Genomic DNA, 1,565 nt, shown 5'->3' with positions numbered 1-1,565 from the left:
GACGCAGCCTATTTTCACCCAATGGGTTTTCTGCTGTCCGTCTTTTGTATAAGTTCCGTTTGGAACCATCAGGTCATATTGAACTGCCATTGTTTTTCTCCTGGTAGGTTGGTTGTTTATGCTGCTTTCTCAATCATGCCGAGCAGTTTTGTCTGCTCTTCGGTATCAAGCGCGTTCCACAGCAGTTTTTTGCCGTGGTCGGTGATGTCGTCAATGCATTCAAGTGCTGCAAGGTTGTCGTCGTTATCCAGTGCATCATGGACGTTCTGAACCAGCTCAAAACCGATGCGCAAGAGTTCATTAACTTTGCCTTTCAGTTTGACTTTCTGGCCTTGTTCGCCTGAGTTGTAGAGGTCAACCCATGTCTGCTCGTTGTCGTTGCTCTTAAATTCCCTGTAATAGAGTTCAAGGCCGATTGAATCCTCTGCCTCAAGCATTGCGTCAAATGCTTCTTTCTGGTCGGCTGTGTAGGCTGAGATAGGGACAGAGCCTTCAACCTGGTTGATTACGTCGATAGCGTTATGGAGAACTGCAGACTGCTCGGTTTTCGGCCACTGTTTTGATGCACGTTTGATGATGAACTTTTTGGCCATTTCGTCAGGCCACTTGTCCCACACCATTTTCGTCTTGGCGGCTTCTTTGGCTTTCATCACCTCGTCCCACGGAGCCATATCAACCAGGTATTCATCTTCATTGGTTTTGGCGACACAGTAGACACCAATGGAGTCACCACGATCTGAAACCGGATTCATCTTGTGTTCTGGCATCTGGTTCAGGCCACGATATTCAAACGTGTCTGCAGCCTTTACAACGTCAGCCTTGACCCATTTGATCGCACCTGTGTCGGTTGCGAGTTTGATAAGACCCTTGAAGGAAATGCGAAGCTGGCACTCGTTGCGCTTATTCGGCTTGGAATATTCCGGCACAAGGTAGGCATAACCGTCTGCAGGGTTCAACGTAAGCCCCACAGAGGCGACATTGATGATTGCGTTCTGGATTGTCTCAGGAGCGCAGGTTGCGAGCGTACCGTTCGTCTGAAGGGCTTGCAGAGCAAACTGCGATTCTTTCTGCCAGGTAACGAGATTGTGTTCCTGTGCTATTTGGACAAACTTTCCCTGTACGGAGTTGACCAGTTGTAATGCTTGATTGCTCATTTCTCTTTCTCCTCTAGCCGCCTAACCACTTTTTTCCAGTAAGCCTCGCCTTCGGGGTCATTAGCATGCGCAGCTAGTCGGCTGTTGACCTTGGCTATGTGTAGTTTCTGTTCGTGACTCATGCTGCTTCCGGCGGTTGTGGGTCACGGTCAGTCGTTACTACATGCTTGGGTAATGGTGTGACACTGGCTAAACAGCCAACTGTCTCTGTGTTCTTGCGACGCTTGCGTTGCAGGAACTTGAGAATGACATGGTTGCGCTTGGTTGCTTGCTTATCCATTGAATGTCCTACGTGCGTGTGCACGCATGTACTCAATCGCTGCGCGCCAAGGAGAGAGAATCGAAGGCGCGTAGTCCCCGGTAGCCACTAGGCGAGACTGTTTTTCTGACGTGCGCCAGCGCCAAAGGAAA

At 49.6% G+C, this 1,565-nt stretch carries 3 protein-coding genes; all 3 read right to left on the bottom strand.

The window, feature by feature from the left end:
* Positions 1–116: 116 nt before the first annotated feature.
* From BOW51_RS10670 to BOW51_RS11350, 3 genes are read right to left on the bottom strand one after another with little or no spacing between them, the layout of a single operon-like run.
* Positions 117–1,154: a RecT family recombinase gene (locus BOW51_RS10670; protein WP_078477690.1), complete on the bottom strand. Its 1,038-nt coding sequence runs from the start codon at positions 1,152–1,154 to the stop codon at positions 117–119.
* Positions 1,151–1,276, bottom strand: a complete 126-nt coding sequence (locus BOW51_RS11840; protein WP_281252893.1) for a hypothetical protein — start codon at positions 1,274–1,276, stop codon at positions 1,151–1,153. Before BOW51_RS11840 ends, BOW51_RS10670 begins: the two co-directional genes overlap by 4 nt.
* Entirely contained in the window at positions 1,273–1,434 is a 162-nt protein-coding gene (locus BOW51_RS11350; RefSeq protein WP_167367345.1) for a hypothetical protein, read from the bottom strand. The genes BOW51_RS11840 and BOW51_RS11350 overlap by 4 nt, the downstream gene beginning before the upstream one ends.
* Positions 1,435–1,565 lie beyond the last annotated feature (131 nt).

It is taken from the genome of Solemya elarraichensis gill symbiont (assembly GCF_002021095.1).
In the GTDB taxonomy this organism is placed as follows: domain Bacteria; phylum Pseudomonadota; class Gammaproteobacteria; order Chromatiales; family Chromatiaceae.
Note: the sequence above shows the minus strand (reverse complement) of the source record. Positions and strands in the feature narration are given on the sequence as shown.

Coding starts and splice junctions, on each gene's coding strand:
- BOW51_RS10670 (WP_078477690.1), bottom strand. CDS start 1,154: ATGAGCAATCAAGCATTACAACTGGTCAACTCCGTACAGGGAAAGTTT.
- BOW51_RS11840 (WP_281252893.1), bottom strand. CDS start 1,276: ATGAGTCACGAACAGAAACTACACATAGCCAAGGTCAACAGCCGACTA.
- BOW51_RS11350 (WP_167367345.1), bottom strand. CDS start 1,434: ATGGATAAGCAAGCAACCAAGCGCAACCATGTCATTCTCAAGTTCCTG.